The organism is Micromonospora sp. Llam0, assembly GCF_003751085.1.
Taxonomy (GTDB): domain Bacteria; phylum Actinomycetota; class Actinomycetes; order Mycobacteriales; family Micromonosporaceae; genus Micromonospora_E.
On the sequence record NZ_RJJY01000001.1, the window covers coordinates 2,978,396 to 2,997,653 of the forward strand.

Consider the following 19,258-nt stretch of genomic DNA (forward strand, 5'->3'; position numbering starts at 1 on the left):
CGAAAAACGTCCTGAACTGCGAAAAGGCGCACAGTGACAGCAGATCGCGCGGCTCGCCACGGAGGTGCCCAGATGCCTGGACTGACGGTCTACCGGTCGAACGCCCTGATGTCGATCAGGTCGAGGTTCGACGGCACCCGGGACCTGGTGATGCCGGCCAACCTGGCCTACGCCGAGTCCATGGTCGGCATGTGGCACGCGGGCCTGCCCCAGGTCACCCTCGTCCCGTCGACCGCCACCGACGCCCAGGTCTGGCCGGTCATGTCGGCGGTGGGCACCCGGATCCACGACACCTCGGACGACAACTGCCCGATCCACACCGGCTGGTCGTACATCGGCGGCAACCACGGCTACAACATCGGCACCCAGGTCGCGGTCACCAACCACGGCAAGTCCACCGCCGACCTGGGATCCCGGTGGACCGACGGAATCCGGACCTTCACCCTGCTCGCCGTGCCGAACGGCAACAGCCTGCTGTTCGGCAACCCGTACACGGTCGTCGACGGGGTCGCCCAGGGAGTACGGGTGCGGCCGGCGGCGGCGCTCACCCACGTCGCCGGGGCGAGGAACCGAACCACGGTACCGATCACCTGGTTGACCCCGGACGTCCAGATCCGCCCGGCCACCCATTCCCACACAGTGGTCGTCGACCTCGACGGTCGGCCACTGCCCGACGGCCGGTCCACCGGTGACGAGCTACGGATCCGGGAGTCCTACGTCGTCCCCTCGTACCGGGGCATGATCGACACCGCTCAGGCCAACATCGGCACACCGCTCGCCACGATCATGACCCGGATCCCGCCGATGTGTCGGATCGACAACGACTACCGCTGGTCGCCGGGGGGCCTGCTGGTCACCCAGCGGGTGACCGCCATGGACCGGTTCACCCTGAGTACCGGGGTCACCCAGTGCTCGGCGCTGACCGTGCCGGCCGGCGGCAGCCGCCGGCAGTTCATGCCGAACGTCGAGGTGGCCGGGACCCTCAACTGGTCGACCTGGGCGCGGATCGACACGATCACCGCGATCACCGACATCACCCCGGCGAGCCTGCGGGACCCGACGATGCCGGCGGCCGGCATGACCCAGTGGGCGATCAGCGGTGGCGGGTCCCAGCTGTGGGGATTCGCCGCTGGCCTGCTGCCGGTCGACGACGGGCAGCCGGCGACCAGGGTGCGGCACACCACGGCGAAGAGCTGGTTCGTCTCGTCCAGTCTGAAGAAGAACTACCCGCAGCTGGTGTGGGGTCGCGAGCTCTGGCCGGGACAGACAGTCACCGGTACCGCGTACCGTCGCTATCTGGCACCGCCGTCGGCCGCCACCGAGTTGGTTGTCTCCGACGGCAGCCGCGACTTCGTGATCATCGAACGGGTGGGTGCCGTCGCCGCCGCCCGGATGGCCGCGCCGGAACTGTTCCACCGCCGGCTGGTCCCGGTCGGACCGACGAACCTCGCGGTCGCGGAGCGGGTAGCGGCCGACGGCGTCGCCTACCAGGTGCCGGTCTCCCCCGGGTACGGCGTCTGGCGGGCGGACCCCGACCAGGCCAGCCCGCAGCCGCTGCCCGGAGCCACCTCCGGGATCGGCAGCTACTTCCTGCCGTTGGCCGGTCCGACCGGGACCACCAGGTGCACCGACGCGTTCCAGCGGCTGCTGCTGCACCCGATGTACTTGGCCGAGGCCACCCGGGTCGACCGGGTGTGTGTGGAGGTGACGGCCGCCGGCAGCGGCTGGTTGCGGCACGGGGTGTACGCCCACGACCCGACGACCGGCCGACCGGCGTCGCAGGGGCCGATCGCCGATTTCGGCGCGCTCGGCGTGGCAACCGCCGGTATCCGGGAGTACGTGCTGGCCACGCCGGTGACGCTGCCCGCCGGCTGGCACTGGTACGCCGTCGTGTGGCAGGGCTCCGCCACCACCCCGCCCACCCTGCGGACCAGTCAGGTCGGCGGTGCCACGGCGTTGAACATCGGCACCGGCCCGGCGGCGATGGCCGGTGACCGGTTCGGCTACCAGATGTCCGGTGTGGCCGGTCTACTCGGACCGGTCACCGTCGCCGGCGTGCACCAGTTCCCGCCGCCGCGGATCGCCTACCGCCGGGCCTGATCACCCCGCCGGTACGCCGTAGATCCGCTTCATCTCCGCATGCTTGACGGCGACCGGAAGGTGCCCGATACCCAACGACTTGGCCTGCAGCCGGCGCAGATAGTCGTCGGTGCTGCGCAATGGTCGGGCCGGCACCCCCGCCGCCACCGTGTTGTCCGGGATGTCGCGGGTGACGACCGAACCCGCGCCGATGACGCACCGGTTGCCGATGGTCACCCCGGCCAGGATCATCGACCGCATCCCGATGTAGACATCGTCGCCGATGACGATCGGAGCGGTCCAGTCCAGCTCCGGGTGCTCCTTGCGGAGGATCAGGGTGCCCCCGTCATGGGTGACGAACTGCACCTCGGAGGTGACGTAGACGTTGTCGCCGATCGTGATCAGCCACGGCTCCGAGCCGAACATCGCACGGTTCACGCCGTAGAACCGCACCCGACCGGTCAGGTTGACCCCTAACGATCGGACGAAGGCCTCGGGGTCCCGGCTGGCCGCCAGATGGTCCCGCACCCGCCGGACGATCGTACGAACACGACTGGACACACCCAGTCCAACGAGCCTGGCGCCGCACCGGTGACGGTGGGTCACCGGCAGAAGTGGCGGGCGTGGTCGAGGACGTTGAGTTCGCGTACCTGCCGCCGCCAGAGCCGGTACCGCCGCCCCGCCGTCACCTTCGCCGCGGCCCGCTCACCCGCCGGCCGACCGGCCAGCTCGTCCACCACCTCGGCCAGCGCCGGCACCGTCATCGGCCGGACCACCGCCCCACCGGCACTGGAGATCAACTCACTGAACGGGGTCCGGTCGGAACAGACGACCGGGCAGCCGGCCGCCAGACTCTCCAGGATGACGTGTCCGAAGTTCTCGCCCAGGGTCGGGAACAGGAATGCGTCGTACCGGGCGAACGTCGACAGCACCTCGTCGGCCGGCAGCTCGCCGTGGTACCGCACCCGGACATGGCCGGGCATCGTCGCGATGAGCTGGCCGCACCGTGCCCAGTACGGCTCGTCCTCGTCGGGCCCGAAGATGTCGAAGTCGACCGGCCGGGTCGCCCGGGCCACCGCCGCCAGCGCCGTGACCAGGTTCTTCATCGGTGATATCCGGCCGATGAAGACCAGCCGCAACGGACCGTCGTGCGCCACGACCGGTGGCGGCGGACGGTCCGGGATCGGGCACTCGTTGCCGTTGACCATCACCCGGGCCCAGGGCAGCGCCGCCGCGATCTGATCCGCTTCCAGCTGGCTGCACGCCTGCCACCGCACGCCGAGCCGACGTAGCACCGGCGCCCACCCCGCCAGGAAGAGCCGTTTCTTGCCGCTCTTGATGGCCAGCGCGGCAGGGGCCAGTTCGCCGCGCGGGGCGATCATGATCGCCGGTACCCGCAGCAGTCGCAGGGCCACCGCCAGGATCGGGACCACCGAGAACATCGACCAGAGGCTGTTGACGTACAGCAGATCGACCGGCCGCGACCGGATTTGCCGCAGCAGCCGCAGCCACTGCCGGGGACGCACCGGATCGAGATAGAACACCGCGGACCGGGCGTCGCGGTGGACCAGTTCACCGGACAGCCCCGGGTACCGCTCGGTCGCGTGCAGGTCCCGGTCCCGGGTGACCAGGGTGACGTCGACGTCGTCGGGCAGGGTGTCCAGGATGAAGCGCAGCGACCGGATCGGGCCACCGCCACGGAACCCCGGCTCGAACACCGCGGCGGTGGCGAGGATCCGGAAGGCGGTGGTTGCCGCGTCGGCGGCACTCTGCCGGGCCGCCGGCCCGCCGGCGGTGGGTCGGTCCCGGGTTGTCGTTTCACGCACTGTCGGCTCGGCTTTCGATTCGTCCGGCTGCCGCGCTCAGCGACGCAGCCCGGCCCACTCGTGGTGGCGCCGCACAGTGGACAGGATGAAATCGACGACCCGCCGCGAGGTGTCGGGAACCTGGTAGTCCGCCGGGCAGGGCACCCCGGCCGAGGCGACCTGCTCGACGGTTGCCCGGACGGCTTCCACCACGCCGGCCGGGTCCAGCCCGGTCATGATGATGCCGCCGGCGTCCAACGCCTCCGGCCGTTCGATCGACTCCCGCAGTGTCACCGCTGGAAAGCCGAGGATCGCCGCCTCCTCGCTGATCGTGCCGCTGTCGGACAGCGTGCAGCGGGCGGCGCACTGCAGGCGTACGTAGTCGAACAGCCCGAACGGCTCGTGGAAGGTGATCCGGTCGAGGCTGGTCGGGTCGGTGGCCAGGGCCTCCAGCCGTTTGCGGGTCCGCGGATGGGTGGAGACCAGCACCGGCAGCGCCCACTCGTCGCGTACCGCCCGCAGGCAGTCGAGCAGCCGGTGCAGCCGGTCCGGGCGGTCGACGTTCTCCTCACGGTGGGCACTGACCACGAAGTACCCGTCGGCGGTCAGTCCGAGCTGGTCGAGCACGGTGGACCGGACGATGTCCGACCGGTAGTGCTCCAGCACCTCGCGCATCGGTGAGCCGGTGTGCAGGATGCGGCGCGGGTGCAGACCCTCGGCGATCAGATTGCGGCGGGCGTGCTCGCTGTAGACGAGATTGAAGTCGGAGACGTGGTCGACCAGGCGTCGGTTGGTCTCCTCGGGCACGTTCAGGTCGAAGCACCGGTTGCCCGCCTCCATGTGGTAGACCGGCACCCGCATCCGGCGGGCCATCAGGGCGGCGATAGCGCTGTTGGTGTCCCCGAGCACCAGCAGGGCGTCGGGCCGGCAGTCATCGAGGGCTGCCTCGATGCCGACCAGGACGCCGCCGAGCACCCGGCCGAGCGAGGTGGTGTCCACGCCCAACGACCGGTCCGGTGGACGCAACCGCAGCTCGGTGAAGAAGACCTCGGACAGGACCGGATCCCAGTTCTGCCCGGTGTGTACCAGGACATGGTCGACGGTGCGGTCCAGCCGGTCCATCACCCGGGACAGCCGGATGATCTCCGGCCGGGTGCCGACGACCGTCATCACGCGGGTCATGACCGACTCCATTCATTGCCGACTCGGGGCGCACACCTACTACCAGCACAAAAACGGGCAATCTCCGCATACCATAGCGGAACATCGAGGCAACGGTGACGGCCCGGCCGAATCCGAACCGTGGCACCCTGGCCCGTTCGTACTGTCGTCCACCTGACAGAAGAACTTGTTGGCCGGGGCGGACCGCCGCTCTCCCAGTTGTTGTCCGACAACCGTCGGGCACATCGAGAGGAGCAGCGGACCATGAGATCCGAATCCGTACGCGGCACCCTGAGCCGCGTACTCGCCGCGCTGATCGTCGCGGCGACGGCGGCCACGCTCGCCGGTGGGGCGACGACCCCGGCAGCGGCCCACCCGGGCCCGCCCTCGGCCGTCTTCGATCCCGACGAGGTGGCCTGGGCCTCGGTGCGGGACATGACCCCGGCCGACTTCCAGGTGCGGTTCGACGAGTACGCCGCCGCCGGTTATCTGGTCGTCGACCTGGATTTGGACGTGGCCGACGACGGACGGCGCATCGGCGCCGCCTTCCAGCGCAACCTCGACGGGCGGGGCTGGCTGGTACGCACCAGGCTGACCAAGGCCGAGTTCGACACCGAGTTCGTCAAGGCGGCGGACGACGGGATGCGGCTGGTCGACTTCGAGACCTACGTCGAGGGCAGTGCCCGCTACTACGCCGCCGCCTGGGTACGCAACGTGGAGGGCTACGGCTGGTCGATGAAGTACAACCTGACCGCCGCCGAGTTCACCGCGTACTACACGGAGCAACGACGCACCCGGATGCCGGTCGACGTCGACATCTACCCGACCGGTGCCGGCACCAGGTACGCGCTCGTCTGGGTGGACAACGCCGAGAACCTGGACTGGCGGCTGCTCGGCGGCATCACCCGCACCGAGTACCAGGACGCGGTCGACGCCTACCAGATCGTCTACCGGTCGCTGGTGGTCGACTCGGCGCTCACCACCGTCGACCAGCGGTACGCCGGCATCTGGGTGGAGAACACCAACCACCGCCGCTGGTGGGTACGCAGCGATCTGACCCGACAGGAGTACGTCAACTGGTGGCACCGGTACGCCGACGAGGGCTACCGGGTGATCAACTTCGAGCGGTACGAGACCGCCAAGGGCACCCGGTACGCCGGCGTCTGGCGGCAGAACTCCGACCGGCCGGGCTGGAAGCTGCGCCGGTCGGTGGACAACCTGGTGCAGGCCGAGGCGAACAGTCTGAACATGCCGGGCATCGCCGTGGCGGTGATCCAGGACGGCGAGTTCCGCTACCTGCGCGGGTTCGGGCACGCCAACGTCGACGACGACGTGTGGTTGGACTCCGGGCACGTGCTACGGATCGCGTCGGTGTCCAAGGGGGTCGGCGGGGTGCTCACCATGCGGGCGGTCGAGGACGGACAGATCGACCCGGCCGACGTCGCGCAGTGGCAGGCCGAGGACACCGATCTCGGCACCACCTGGTACGCCAACGCCACCGCGGCCGCGGCCGAGTTCTGGGACTCCGACCTGGTCTGCCCGGTCGGTGACGGGCACTACAGCACCCACGGCTACACCGTCCTGGGCGCGGCGTTGGAGGGCGCGACCGGCACCCCGGTGGCGGAGCTGACCGAGTCGGAGTTGACCGCCTCGTTCAACCTGGGCACCCTGCGACCCGAGGACCTGTCGGACACCTCGGTACGACGCAGCACCTTCTACGACGGCGCCAACGACGAGTACGGCGGCGACGAGGTGAGCTGGAAGGTCCTCGGCGGCGGGATGGAGTCCTCGGTCGCCGACCTGGCCCGGTTCGCCGACAAACTGATCGGCGCCGAGATCGTCGGCCCGGACTCGCTCGACGCCATGTGGGTCGACACCGGGTGGAGCTACGCCTACGGGTGGTCGATCAGCACCGAGGACGGGCACCGCCGGATCGGCAAGAACGGTGGCGCCAACGGGTCCACCGCGTACCTGCAGATGTACCCGGACGACGGGATCGTGGTGGCGGTGCTGATGAACCGGGCCGACGGGGTCTCCGGCGAGAACCGGGCCGAGGCGCTGGGCTCCGAGATCGGCACGCTGGTACTGAACACGTTGCCCTGACCGATGCCGGATCCCCGGTCCGCGAGATGCCCGAGCGGCGTCCGGCGGGCCGGGGATCCGGCGTCGCCGCCGGTACGCCGAGCGGCCGGTGACCGGCGACTTTCCCTCGATCAACGTTTAGGGTAGCCTCACCTAACATGATCGCGACGGCGTTGCACGGCGACGACCTGGTGCTCGGATACCAGCGCACCACGGTCGTCCACGGCGTGTCCGTCGCCATCCACCCCGGCGTGGTGACCGCCCTGATCGGCCCCAACGGCAGCGGCAAGTCCACGGTGCTGCGCTCGCTCGCCCGGCTGCACCGGGCATCGTCCGGCCGGATCCTGCTCGGCCGCGAAAACGGCGACCTCGAGGACGCGGCACCGCTGTCCGTCCGCGACTTCGCCCGCCGGGTGACCCTGCTGTCCCAGTCCCGACCGCACCCGTCGGGCCTGCGGGTCCGCGACGTCGTCGCCTTCGGGCGTCACCCGCACCGCCGCCGGTTCAGCCCGCTCACCGACACCGACCAGGCGATGGTCGACCACGCCATGGAGCTGACCGGGACCGCGCCGATGGCCCGCCGCGCGGTCGACCAGCTCTCCGGCGGTGAACTGCAACGGGTGTGGCTGGCCGCCTGCCTCGCCCAGGACGCCGGGGTCCTACTGCTCGACGAGCCGACCAACCACCTCGACCTGCGCTACCAGGTCGAGATCCTCGATCTGGTCCGCGACCTCGCGGACCGGCACCAGACGGCCCTCGGCGTCGTCCTGCACGACCTGAACCAGGCCGCGGACGTGGCCGACCGGATCGTGCTGCTGCACCTGGGCCGGGTGCGGGCCACCGGACCGCCGGCCGAGGTGCTGACCGCGGAGCACCTGTCCGAGGTCTACGGGCTGCCGATCGACACCACCGTGGACCCGACCACCGGTCGGGTACGGGTCGAGCCCCGAGGGCGACACCACCGACGCCGTTGAGCGCCGGTCAACCAGCAAGTGAGGAACCCATGAGAACCCGATCGATGACGGCTGCCCTGGCCGCCGTCCTGCTGATCCCGCCGATGCTGGCCGCCTGCGGCACCAGCGATCCGCAGACCGCAGACGAGACGCCCACGGCCAACGCCTCCGGTGAATGCGCCGACGACACCACCGCCACCTCGACCGACCCGGTCGAGGTCACCGACGCGCTCGGGCGCACCGTGACGTTGGACGCGCCGGCGCAGCGGGTGGCCGTACTGGAATGGCAGCAGATCGAGGACGTCCTCACCCTGTGCCTGACCCCGGTAGCGGTCGCCGACCCGGACGGCTACCGCACCTGGGACACCGCCGAGGAGCTACCGGACGGCGTCGCCGACGTGGGCCTGCGCGGCGAGCCCAACCTCGACGCGCTGTTCGCCGCCAACCCGGACCTGGTGATCGTCGAGGCCACCGCCGAGGACGACCCGGTCATCGCGCAGCTCGCCGAGTACGACGTCCCGGTGCTGGCCACCCGGGGTGCGGACGCCGCCGACCCGGTCCAGAACATGCTGGACACCTTCGCCCTGATCGCCGAGACCGTCGGTCGCTCCGACCGGGCCGACCTCGTCGCCGACGAGTTCCGGGCCAGCCTCGACGAGGCGAAGCAGCAGATCACCGACGCCGATCCGGCGAGCACCGAGTTCGTCTACTTCGACGGGTGGGTCCAGGGCGGCAACGTCGCCATCCGGCCGTTCGGCCAGGGATCGCTGATCGGTGAACTCGGCGAGGCGATCGGCCTGACGAACGCCTGGACCGGCGAGGTCGACCCGGTGTACGGCCTGGGCCAGACCGACATCGAGGGGATGACCACCGTCGGCGACGCCACCCTGCTGTACACCGGCACCACCGACCCCGCCGGCAGCGTGCTGACCGAGTTGGAGAAGAACGAGATCTGGGCGTCGCTGCCGGCGGTCGAGCAGGGCCGGGCGTACGCGTTCCCGGCCGGCATCTGGACCTTCGGCGGACCCCGCTCGTCGCAGCAGGTGCTCGACGCCTACGTCGACGTCCTGGCCAGCTGAGCATCGTGAACGACGGTCCACGGTCACCCACGGGGCTCCGCCCGACGCCCGACGCCGCCACCGCCCGACCGGCGGCGGCGTCCGGGGCGGACCGCCGGACCGTGGTCGGCGGGTTGGGCACCCTGCTGTCACTCGGGGTGGCCCTGGCGATCGCCGCCGGCTGGCACCTCACCCAGGGCACCTCGTCGGTGGGGCTCGGCGACCTGCTCGCGGCCACCGTCGGCGGCGAGACAGGTGCCGCCGGGGCGGCCCGGGAGATCCTGCTCGGCTCCCGGCTCCCACGGCTGGCGGCCGGGATCGCGGTCGGCTTCGCGCTCGGCGTCGCCGGTGCCCTGTTCCAGTCGCTGGCCCGCAACGCACTCGCCTCGCCGGACACCCTCGCGGTGACCGCCGGGGCGTACTTCGCGGTCAGCGCGGTCGCGGCGTTCGGCCTCGGGGTGCCACTCTGGGCGTCGGGCGTCGTCGCCTTCATCGGCGGACTGTTGGCCGCCGGTCTCGTCCTCGGTCTGGCCGGCGGCGCCGGCAGTTCGACGACCCGTCTCGTCCTGGCCGGCTCCGTGGTGGCGATGGCGTTGCAGTCGGCCACGGCCGCGGTGCTGATCGGTTTCCAGCAGGAGACGACCGGGCTGTTCGCCTGGGGCAGCGGATCACTGAGTCAGCTGGGGCTGACCGCCTTCGGGCAGGCCGCACCGGTCGTGGTCGGCGCCACGGCGGTGGCTCTGCTGCTGGCCCGCCGGCTCGACCTGCTGGGCCTCGGCGACGACACGGCCGGGGCGCTGGGCGTACCGGTCCGGGCGACCCGGGCGGTCGGGACGGTGCTCGCGGTGCTGCTCACCGCAGCGGCGGTGACCCTGGCCGGCCCGATCGGGTTCGTCGGTCTCTGCGCGCCAGCGGTGACCCGGATGTCGGCACGGTTCGTACCGGCACTGCACCGGCACGCCGTACTGGTGCCGGCGGCGGGTCTGGTCGGCGCGCTGACGGTCGTCGCGGCCGATGGGGTGGTCCGCGCCCTGCTCGGCGCGGACCGGGCCGGCCAGGTGCCGACCGGGGTGGCCACCACCCTGGTCGGGGCCGTCCTGCTAGTCGTGTTGGCCCGCCGGGTGCGCGATAGCGGCCCGACCCGACGGCCACCGGGCAGCCGGATGGGGCCGCAGGGTCGTCGCCGGTACTGGACGGTGCTGGCGGTCGTCGGCGCGACCGCCGCCGGCACCGGACTGCTCGGTCTGCTCGCCGGCAACACCTGGCTGCTGACCGGCGACATCGCGCTCTGGCTGACCGGCGAAGGGTCGCCGGTGGTCCGCTTCGCGCTGGACGAACGGGCGCCACGGGTGGCGGCGGCGCTGGCCGCCGGGGGTGCCCTCGCGCTGTCCGGTTCGCTGGTCCAGGCGACCTGCCGCAATCCGCTCGCCGAGCCGGGCATCCTGGGCATCACCGGCGGCGCCGGGCTGGCCGCGGTGGTCGTGGTGACCGGCGGTGTCGGCGGTGTCGGCGGCAACGCGATGATGATCGCGGCCGCCACCGGCGGTGCGCTGGCCGCCTTCGGCCTGGTCTACTCGGTGGCCTGGCGCGGTGGGCTGCACACCGACCGGCTGGTCCTGGTCGGCGTCGGTGTCTGGTACGCGGCGACCGCCCTGACGACCTATCTGCTGGTGCGGTCGAATCCGTGGGACACGCCGAAGATCTACACGTGGCTGTCCGGCACGACGTACGGCCGCAGCTGGACCCAGGTGGTCCCGGTGGTGCTCGCCCTGCTGGTGGCGCTGCCGGTGGCCCTGGCCGCCCGCCGGGAGCTGGACCTGCTCGCCATCGACGAGGACACGCCCCGGATCGTCGGCGTCGGTCTGGAACGGACCCGTCTATTGGTGCTGGCGCTCGCCGCCGCGCTGGCCGCGTTGAGCGTGACCGCGATCGGCGTCGTCGGCTTCGTCGGGCTGGTCGCGCCGCACGCCGCACGGGCGCTCGTCGGTGGCCGCCACGCCCGGATCATCCCGGCCGCGGTGCTGCTCGGTGCGGTCCTGCTCGGACTGGCCGACATCGTGGGCCGTACCGTCGTCGCGCCGGCTCAGCTGCCGGCCGGACTGGCGGTGGCGCTGATCGGTGCCCCGTACTTCGTCTACCTGCTGGCCCGGTCCCGGGCCTGATCCCGGCGGCCGCAGCCGCGTCCAGCAGCCAATGTGGTCACGGCTGGTGACCCTACGCCCTTCCACATCTTCTGTCGACACTGGCAAAAGTCTGGGATGAACCACCGAAAGATGTAGACACCTCGATCCCAAGTCCGCTAGCCTCCAGATCACCGAGGCATTCGGTTAGGTAGCCAAACAGTTTGGCTGCCCCGACCGGACGCCGTCGGGCGGGCACGGCACCCGCCCGACGGCGACAACCTCGCCGGGGCCGTGGCACCCCCCGGAAACACTGGACGCATCCGATCGGCGCGGCGGCGCGCGCCTGCACCCCCGTCGCCCTACTCATTCCCTGGCCAGCCAGGGCAGTCGTCACCTGTCGGACCCGCCCGGACGTTTCCCGTCACCCACCACCCACACACCCGGTATCACCACCGCACCCGCCCGGCGTCGGCCGCCGAGCTCGGTTGCCGGTGAACCGTGCCCGCCGCACCCGTATCCCACTGGTGCAGCTACCACGCGCCCGGATCACCCCCAACTTCTGGCCGACCATGCGCCGAGTCCGTCCAGAACGGACCGGTCTGTGATGAAAGGTACGCAGACATGGCAGTCAACCCTGACCAACACGGCGGAGCTGTCCGCCCGAGCAGAGCACCGACCCGACCGAGACGGTCGCTGACCGCCCTGGCGGCCGTGGTCGGCATGGTCCTCACCAGTACGTTGGCCGCAGCTCCGGTCAACGCCCGCCCGACTCACGGCGGTCCACCCGAGTACCGGGCCACCCAGGTGCTGACCTGGACCGCCGGCAACGACGTCACCGCGTACACCTCGGCGCCGACCACCGCCGAACCCGGCCCGGCGACGCTGGTCTTCGAGAACAGTGCCGCGACCGGCAACACCAGCGGCATGCAGCACACGCTCACCTTCGAGACCGGGGACCCGACCTACAACCAGGACGTGAACGTCAACATCCTGGCCGACCCGTACGACGCCAACGGCGGCCTGTGGACGGTCGACGTGGTACTCAGCCCGGGGACGTACCGGTACTTCTGCGCCATCCCCGGCCACGGTCTGATGAACGGGCTGCTGGTGGTCAGCGACGACGGCACCGAGGACACCACCGCACCCCAGGTGACCGCAGCGCTGTCCGGGCCGCGCGACGACGACGGGGCCTACCTCGGTGCCGCCACCGTCACCCTCACCGCCACCGACGACATGTCCGGTGTCGACACCATCGAACACTCCCTCGACGGCGGCGAGTTCAGCGAGTACACCGCCCCGGTCACCGTCAACGAGCCGGGCCAGCACACCGTGGCCTACCGGGCGACCGACATCGCCGGCAACACCTCGGATCCGCAGTCGGTCACCTTCACCGTCGCCCCGCCGCCGGACCCGGACACCACCGCGCCCACGGTGACCTCGTCCGTGTCCGGCGCGCAGAGCGCGGACGGCTCCTACCTCGACACCGCAACGGTCACCCTGGTCGCGACCGACGACGACTCCGGGGTCGCCAGTGTCGAGTACTCCCTCGACGCGGGCGCGTACACCGACTACACCGCCCCGGTGACGGTGAACAGCCCGGGTACGCACACCGTCAGCTACCGCGCCACCGACGAAGCCGGCAACACCTCCGACCCCGGGTCGGTCACCTTCACCGTGGTCGCCGGCGGCGGCGATCCGCAGTGCCCGGTGCTGGACACCCGCCCGACGGTCTGGCTAGGCACCCGCAACAGTGCGGTGCCCAACCGGCAGGTGGGCCCCGGCTGCACCATCAACAACCTGATCGCCAGCGAACGCATCTGGCGTAACCACAACGAGTTCATGCAGCACGTCCGCGCGGTGGTCAAGAACCTGCGCGAACAGGGCGTCATCAGCCAGGCCGAACGGGTCACCCTGATCGACACGGCCAAGCTGTCCGCAGTCGGCAAGTCGGACGCCCACACCGGCTACCAGTCGATTCTCAACCGGTCGGGCGCGTCGTTCCAGCAGTGGGAGCAGGTCGGCGCGGGCGGTTTCACCCGCAACGCCGACGGTTCGATCACCAGCCAACCGGTCGCCGGACTCGGCCTGCTCTGGTTCCCGATCCGCACCTACGGCGACTTCTCGATGAAGCTGCAGTGGCGCGACGACGCACCGGGTGACGCCCGGGCCAACAGCGGCGTCTTCGTCCGGTTCCCCGCAGTGCACCAGCATCCGCAGGAGCCCCGGCCGGAATGGGTGGCCATCAAGTACGGCCACGAGGTGCAGATCTTCGACAGCCCGGACGGCGACCGATACAAGACCGGTTCGGTGTACGGGTTCGACGGCGTCGACGTCGACGCCGCCGGGGTCACCCCGAAGGGCACCTGGAACGACTACGAGATCCGGGTGGTCGGCCAGCACTACTCGATCTTCCGCAACGGGGAGCTGGTCAACGAGTTCGTCAACACCCCCGACCTGGTGTTCGACCCGCCCCGGGCCGACGACCCGGGCGGCGCCGGCCGGCAGCGCACCGAAGGCTACCTCGGCCTGCAGGTGCACGGCGCCGACGACATCGTCAGCTTCCGCAACGTCCGGATCGCCCCGCTGACGCCGTGAGCGGACCGGGACCCCGACGGACACCCCACACCCGGCCGGCGATGACCGGCCCGACGAACAGGAACGGGCGTTGAACGATACGACAGAGTTGAGCACCGAACCGATCGACGAACCGGCCAGACCGGGCGGCCCGCTCGGCAACGGCGTGGGCCGGGCCCTGGTGGTCCTGGCGGTCCTGGCGGTCACCTTCGCCAGCGCGGGCGCCGCGTACGCCGTCAACCACCGCGCCACCGACCAGGTCGCCGCGGTCGAACCAGCCGACGGCGTGGTACCCGAAGGCTGTGTGGCACCCGACCGGGAGCTGCAGATGTACGCCGTGGAGCTGCCCCGCGACCCGGTGACCAACCAGATCCGGCTGGGCTACGGCCTGACCCCGGAGACCGCCTCCTATCCCGGTCCGACGATGGAGATGATCGAAGGCGAGTGTCTGGCGATCACCCTGCACAACCAGGTGACCGCCGAGACGCTGGGGCAGCTGCGGACCGATCCGGAGCACCCGCTCGGCGTCTCGTTGCACGTGCACGGGGTCAAGTACACCCAGGACTCGGACGGCACCGTACACAGTGGCTCATTTGTCGGTCCGGGCGAGTCGCGGACCTACACCTGGTACGCGAAGCCGCGCAGCTCCAGGACCGGATCTCCGGGGACCGCCGGCTACTGGTGGTACCACGACCACGTGGTCGGCGGCCCGCACGGCACCCAGGGCATCGGCTCGGGCCTGTTCGGCGGCCTGGTGGTACGCCGGCAGGGCGACCCCCGCCCGGACCGGACCTACGTGACCGTCTTCGGCGACCGCCAGTCGATCAACCTGCGCCGAGGGGCCGCTACCGACGACTGCGACCTGGACAACCCGGTGCCCGGCCCGGCCTGCTTCGTAGCGAAGGTCGGCGAACGGGTCGAGTTCATCGTGGTCGGCGTCGGCGACGACATGCACACCTGGCACGTCCACGGCCACTCCTGGGCGGACACCCGCACCGGCGTGGTCGCCGGCGACAACAAGGCGATCGTCGACTCCATCCCCGTCATCGACAACAAGACCCTCGGTCCCGGCGACTCGTTCGGCGTGACCATCATCGCCGGCGACTCGGTCGGACCGGGCCACTGGATGCTGCACTGCCACATGCAGTTCCACTCCGACCTGGGCATGGCCACCACCCTGCACGTCCTCGACGAGAACGGACAGATGCCGCCCGGCGGTCACCAGCACCGGGCGGTGCTCGCCCAGTCGGGTGTCGACGTCGGCGGCGAGCCGGCCACCGACATCCAGGCCGGTGCCGGACACGACGGCCACCAGAACTGACCCGTCCCAGCCACCCCACCCCGGCGCACTCCGCGCCGGCCGCCCTAAGGAGCAGGAATGGCCGACAGACGCCATTTCAGATTCCCCCGACTGCGCCACCGATCAGCCGCCGCAGCTGCGGCCGTCACCCTGCTGGCCGGTCTGCTGACCGCGCCGGTCTCCCCCGCCCTGGCCGACCCCACGCCACCCACCTGGGGCAACCGGGTCGTCAACGTGCTGGTCTTCCACGGCCCCGAGGCCGAACAGAGCGACCCGGTCCGCCGGGCCACCAACGTCATCCGACGGCTCGGCAACGAGCACGGCTTCTACGTGCACTCATCCGACGATCCGAGCGTGTTCAATCCCGACAACCTGGCCCGCTACCGCAGCGTGGTCTTCCTCTCCACCGCCGGCGTCACCCTCGACGACGCGCAGGAGGCGGCTTTCCAGGCGTACGTCAAGGGCGGCGGCGGCTTCGTCGGCGTGCACGACGCGGCGTACGCCCAGCCCGGCTCGGAATGGTTCACCGGTCTGCTCGGCACCCGGCCGGCACCGACCCTGCCACCGGCGGAGACGGTGATCGAGGCGAGCGCCAGCGGCAACAACCCGCCGAACGAGACCGCCAGCCACGCGTTCGACCGCGCCACCGGCACCAAGTGGCTGACCCGCTCGCCGACCGGCTGGCTGGCCGGTGAGCTGGCCGAACCGACCGTGGTCAACCGGTACGCGCTGACCTCGGCCAACGACTTCGCCGGCCGGGACCCGCGGGACTGGACGCTGCAGGGCTCCAACGACGGCGAGAGCTGGACCGACCTGGACCGCCGGACCGGGCAGAGCTTCCCGCAGCGGTTCCTCACCCGGCAGTTCGCGTTCGACAACACCGAGGCGTTCCGGCACTACCGGCTGGACATCACGGCGAACAGCGGCGAGCCGCTGACCCAGCTCGCCGAGCTCTGGCTGATCGGCGCCGACGCCGGTGCGGCACCAGAGACCCAGGTCCAGCAGGCAAAGGTCGACGTCACCGACCGGAACCACCCGGCGACCCGCGACCTGCCGGTGCACTGGACCCGCGACGACCAGTGGATCAGCTGGGATCCGAGCCCGGTGGGCCGGGTGCACGTCGTGGCCCAGGTCGACGAGACCAGCTACGACGCGGGGCTCAGCGGCAACGGTCCGTTCCACCCGGTCGCCTGGTGCCACGACTACGACGGTGGCCGGTCGTTCTACACCGGGATGGGCCGCACCGAGGCGAGCTGGGCCAAGGACCTGCAGTTCCGCGACCACATCCTCGGCGCGATCCGGTGGACCGCCGGCACGGTACGCGGTGACTGCCAAGCGACGATCGCCGCCAACTACCGGGTCGAGCGGCTCACCGGCGCCAACCAGCAGGGCGAGATGGACCAGATCGGTGAACCGCACGGCCTGACCATCGCGCCGGACGGCACGGTCTTCTACATCGGCCGCGCCGCCTGCGCTTCCGGGGCGATCCCCGACTGGTCGAACCCGGACATCGGCAAGGGCTGCGGCACCATCCACCAGTGGGATCCGCAGACCAGGCAGGTGAAGCTGCTCACCACCCTGGAGGTGATGGGCAACCGGGGCAGCGGCAGTGAGCTGGTCAAGAGCGAAGAGGGCCTGCTGGGCATGACCCTGGACCCGGCGTTCGCCGACAACGGCTGGTTCTACGTGTACTGGATGCCGCACGAGTCGATCGACCGGGAGAACCGGATCGGCCAGCGGACCGTGTCCCGGTTCACCTACGACCACGACACCGCCAGCATCGACCAGGCCACCCGTGAAGACCTGCTCAGCTGGGACACCCAGATCCACAGCTGCTGCCACGCCGGCGGCGGGATGACCTTCGACGACGCGGGCAACCTGTACGTCAGCACCGGTGACGCCAACTCGTCCGGTGGCTCCAGCGGCTACTCCGGCAACAACTGGACCCAGGAGTACGCCGGCACCTCGTTCCAGGACGCCCGCCGTACCGCCGGCAACACCAACAACCTCAACGGCAAGATCCTGCGGATCACGCCGGAGCCGGACGGCACGTACAGCATCCCGGACGGCAACCTGTTCACCGGCGAGGAGGAAGGCGGCGGCAAGACCCGCCCGGAGATCTACGTGATGGGGGTACGCAACCCGTCGCGGATCGCCTGGGACCCGGTCAACGACTGGCTGACCGCCGCCTGGGTCGGCCCGGACGCCACCAACCCGGACCCCGAGCTCGGGCCGGCGAAGTACGAACACGCCACGATCATCACCTCCGCCGGCAACCAGGGCTGGCCGTACTGCATGGGCAACCGGCAGCCGTACCGGGACCGCAGCAACACCGACGCGTCGGTGCTGACCGGCTGGTACGACTGCGACAACCCGCGTAACACCTCGCCGCGCAACACCGGTCTGGTGGAGCTGCCGCCGGTACGGGACAACATGATCTGGTACTCGCCGCAGGGCGGTGGGCCGGTCTTCCCGACCCGCACCGACGGCAGCGGACTGCCGACCTACGAGCCGGGCGAGGAGACCTTCACCCGGCCGTACCTGCGCGGCGGCGGCCAGGCCGTGATGAACGGCCCGACGTACCACCGCTCGCAGGTCGACACCGACAGCGGCGTCGCCTGGCCGGCGTACTGGGACGGCAAGTGGTTCATCGGCGACCAGTCCAACTCCGGCAACCGGGTGGCGGTCACCGTCGACCCGGCGGTAGTGCCCGACCAGGGCGCCCCGGCCTACGCGGAGGACCTACGGGCGATCATCCCCGGTGGTGGCGGCGGCTCCCAGCTGCAGTCCTGGATGGATGCCAAGTTCGGCCCGGACGGCGCGCTCTACCTGCTGGACTACGGCGGCGGCTTCTTCACCCTGCACGGCAACCAGAAGCTGATCCGGATCGTCTACGACGGCGACGCGCCGACCCCCGGTCCGCAGTACGCCTCGGCCCGGGTCCCGGACCCGAGCGACCCGCGTACGGTCACCTTCTCCAGCCACCGCGTCGGCGGGGTGGCCTGGGAGTGGACCTTCGGTGAGGGCAACCGGGTGTCGCACCTGCCGCACCCGACCCACACCTACCGCAAGCACGGGCGGTTCGAGGCGACGGTGAAGGTGACCTACGCCGACGGCGAGGTGGCCGAGCACACCGTCGTGGTCGACACCGGCTGCGACGCGCCGGATGCCCGGGAGACGGTCTGGCTGCTGGACACCGACACCGGCGTACCGAACCACGACGCCGGTGCCGGGTGCACGGTCAACGACCTGATCGACGACGAGCGGCAGTGGCCGAACCAGGGCTCGTTCACCAGTCACCTGGACGAGGTGCTGGCGCAGCTCACCGACGCCGAGGTGCTCGACGAGCAGGAGGCGGCGACGCTGCGTACCGCCGGTGCCGACTCCCCCGTCGGTCGGACCGCCGGCTACCGGACGTTGTTCGACGGCACCAGTCACTCACTGTCCGGCTGGCGGCAGGCCCCCGGCGGCACGTTCCGGCTGCTACCGGACGGGTCGATCAGCAGCTCCGGCGGGCTGGGCATGCTCTGGTACGGCGAGGAGGAGTTCGCCGACTATTCGCTACGGCTGCGGTTCAAGGACGTCTCGCCGGGTGACACCCGGGCCAACAGCGGGGTGTTCGTCCGGTTCCCGGATCCACGGGTGCCGGTGGACGAGCGGCCGGAGGGCAGCTGCGGCACGGTCGGCTCCGCCCGTAGTTCCCAGGCCTGGGTGGCGATCTTCTGCGGCCACGAGATCCAGCTCTACGACGGGGCGGGCGGGGAACCGCAGAAGACCGGGTCGATCTACAACTTCCAGCCCAACGACCTGGACCAGGCGCTGCCCGCGCCGAAGGACGAATGGAACGACTACGAGATCCGGGTGGTCGGGCAGCACTACACGATCATCCGTAACGGGGTGACGATCAGCGAGTTCGACAACGTGCCGGGCAAGCAGTCGTCCCGGGCCGGTGACCCGCCTACCGATCTGCGCCAGTTCGTCAGCGGATTCATCGGTTTGCAGAACCACGGTAACAGCGACGTGATGGAGTTCCGCGACGTACGACTACGGGCTCTCTGACCGGTGACGTGCCGGGCCCGGACGCATCGTCCGGGCCCGGCACGTCAGGTCGTCGGGGCCCGGC

Annotated in this window: 11 protein-coding genes; 8 read left to right on the forward strand and 3 right to left on the reverse strand. The window is 70.8% G+C overall.

Features of this window, described 5'->3' with window-relative positions; genetic code table 11:
• The first annotated feature begins 72 nt into the window (after nucleotides 1-72).
• A complete protein-coding gene (locus tag EDC02_RS13075) occupies nucleotides 73-2,100 on the forward strand; it encodes a hypothetical protein (protein WP_123602183.1) in 2,028 nt (675 codons plus the stop codon).
• Here EDC02_RS13075 and EDC02_RS42530 read toward each other — a convergent pair whose 3' ends face one another.
• From EDC02_RS42530 to wecB, 3 genes are all read right to left on the reverse strand, one after another.
• Nucleotides 2,101-2,607 carry an acyltransferase gene (locus tag EDC02_RS42530; protein WP_305036213.1) on the reverse strand — a complete coding sequence of 169 codons (507 nt, stop codon included), beginning with the start codon at nucleotides 2,605-2,607 and terminating at the stop codon, nucleotides 2,101-2,103.
• A gap of 74 nt (nucleotides 2,608-2,681) precedes the next feature.
• Complete coding sequence (locus EDC02_RS13085) at nucleotides 2,682-3,905, reverse strand: glycosyltransferase family 4 protein (protein ID WP_123602185.1); 1,224 nt, start codon at nucleotides 3,903-3,905, stop codon at nucleotides 2,682-2,684.
• 36 nt (nucleotides 3,906-3,941) lie between these two features.
• Nucleotides 3,942-5,066, reverse strand: a complete 1,125-nt coding sequence (gene wecB / locus EDC02_RS13090) for a non-hydrolyzing UDP-N-acetylglucosamine 2-epimerase (protein WP_123604747.1) — start codon at nucleotides 5,064-5,066, stop codon at nucleotides 3,942-3,944.
• 243 nt (nucleotides 5,067-5,309) lie between these two features.
• Between wecB and EDC02_RS13095 the strand changes: the two genes are divergently transcribed.
• The 7 genes from EDC02_RS13095 (at nucleotide 5,310) to EDC02_RS13130 (ending at nucleotide 19,194) form a co-directional block, all read left to right on the forward strand.
• The gene (locus EDC02_RS13095; protein ID WP_123602186.1) at nucleotides 5,310-7,148 is read left to right on the forward strand and encodes a serine hydrolase; all 1,839 of its coding nucleotides are present in this window, start codon (nucleotides 5,310-5,312) and stop codon (nucleotides 7,146-7,148) included.
• Between the two features lie 137 nt (nucleotides 7,149-7,285).
• The gene (locus tag EDC02_RS13100; RefSeq protein ID WP_123602187.1) at nucleotides 7,286-8,101 is read left to right on the forward strand and encodes an ABC transporter ATP-binding protein; all 816 of its coding nucleotides are present in this window, start codon (nucleotides 7,286-7,288) and stop codon (nucleotides 8,099-8,101) included.
• A gap of 29 nt (nucleotides 8,102-8,130) precedes the next feature.
• Nucleotides 8,131-9,159: an iron-siderophore ABC transporter substrate-binding protein gene (locus EDC02_RS13105; protein WP_123602188.1), complete on the forward strand. Its 1,029-nt coding sequence runs from the start codon at nucleotides 8,131-8,133 to the stop codon at nucleotides 9,157-9,159.
• A gap of 5 nt (nucleotides 9,160-9,164) precedes the next feature.
• Complete coding sequence (locus tag EDC02_RS13110; RefSeq protein WP_123602189.1) at nucleotides 9,165-11,300, forward strand: iron ABC transporter permease; 2,136 nt, start codon at nucleotides 9,165-9,167, stop codon at nucleotides 11,298-11,300.
• A gap of 582 nt (nucleotides 11,301-11,882) precedes the next feature.
• Nucleotides 11,883-13,856 (forward strand): family 16 glycoside hydrolase, encoded by a 1,974-nt coding sequence (locus EDC02_RS13115; protein ID WP_199757628.1) that lies wholly within the window; start codon nucleotides 11,883-11,885, stop codon nucleotides 13,854-13,856.
• A gap of 70 nt (nucleotides 13,857-13,926) precedes the next feature.
• Nucleotides 13,927-15,156 carry a multicopper oxidase domain-containing protein gene (locus EDC02_RS13120; protein WP_148083446.1) on the forward strand — a complete coding sequence of 410 codons (1,230 nt, stop codon included), beginning with the start codon at nucleotides 13,927-13,929 and terminating at the stop codon, nucleotides 15,154-15,156.
• A 57-nt stretch (nucleotides 15,157-15,213) separates the two neighbouring features.
• Nucleotides 15,214-19,194: a ThuA domain-containing protein gene (locus EDC02_RS13130; RefSeq protein WP_123602192.1), complete on the forward strand. Its 3,981-nt coding sequence runs from the start codon at nucleotides 15,214-15,216 to the stop codon at nucleotides 19,192-19,194.
• Nucleotides 19,195-19,258 lie beyond the last annotated feature (64 nt).